At 73.0% G+C, this 1,124-nt stretch carries 1 protein-coding gene; it reads left to right on the top strand.

From position 1 onward, the window contains the following. The coding region (locus tag ACLBXO_RS31565; RefSeq protein ID WP_447687894.1) for a polysaccharide biosynthesis/export family protein at window positions 1-1,124 on the top strand (1,124 nt) is incomplete at both ends.

Raw genomic sequence — 1,124 nt, 5'->3', positions numbered from 1 at the left:
GGCTGCACGTACCTGCCCGCGGCGGGTCCGACGGCGAGCGCGATCCAGGCCGGGGCCGAGGTCGCCACGGCCGACGGCGGGATCCTCGCCCGCTACGAGATCATCGACGTCACGCCCTCCGTGGTCGAGGCCCTGCGCGGCCGCCCCCTCGACAGCCTGCTCGCCTCCTTCGGCGACCACCGTCCCTCCTCCGAGCCGGTCATCGGCATCGGCGACATGGTCTCGGTCTCCATCTGGGAAGCCGGCTCGGGCGGCCTGTTCTCCGGCCCGCTCGTCGCCGACCGCTTCTCCGCGGGCTCGAAGTCCGCCCTCATCCCCGAGCAGCCCGTCGGGCGCGACGGCGCCATCTCGGTGCCCTATGCCGGCCGCATCAAGGTCGCCGGCCGCCGCACCCAGGACGTCCAGGCGCTCATCGAGAACGAACTCGCCGGCAAGGCCATCCAGCCGCAGGTGCTGGTCTCGGTCACCCGCCCGATCTCCCAGGCCGTCACCGTCACCGGCGAGGGCGCCGCCGGCGCCCGCCTGCCGCTCTCCGGCCACGGCGACCGCATCCTCGACGTCATCGCCGCCGCCGGCGGCAACCGCGCGCCGGTCAACGAGACCTTCGTGCGGCTCTCGCGCGGCCCGGTGACCGCGACCGTGCCGCTGACCACGGTGGTGTCGAACCCGCGGGAGAACATCTACCTGCGGCCCAACGACGTGCTCACGCTCGTGCGCGACCCGCAGACCTTCATCGCGGTGGGCGCGCTGGGCAACAGCACCGAGCTGCCGTTCCAGGCCGACGGCATCACGCTGGCGCAGGCGCTGGCCAAGGCCCGCGGCCTGTCGGACTTCGCCGCCGACCCGGCCGGCACCTTCATCTTCCGGTTCGAGCCCGCCAGCGTCGTGCGCCGGCTCAGCCCCGGCTCGAAGCTGCTCGGCACGCCGCTGGTGCCGGTCGTCTACCGGATCGACATGCGCGACCCCAACAGCCTGTTCGTGTCCCAGGCGTTCCGCATGCGCAACCGCGACCTGGTCTACGTGTCGAACGCGCCCTTCACCGAGGTCCAGAAGGTCCTCACCGCCTTCAACGGCGTCACCGGACCGGTCGCCTCCGCCGCGACCGCCTACGCCTACGCGAAGTA

It is taken from the genome of Methylobacterium sp. C33D (assembly GCF_053345825.1).
The sequence above is the reverse complement of the archived record's forward strand: the minus strand, read 5'-3'. Positions and strand labels throughout refer to the sequence as shown.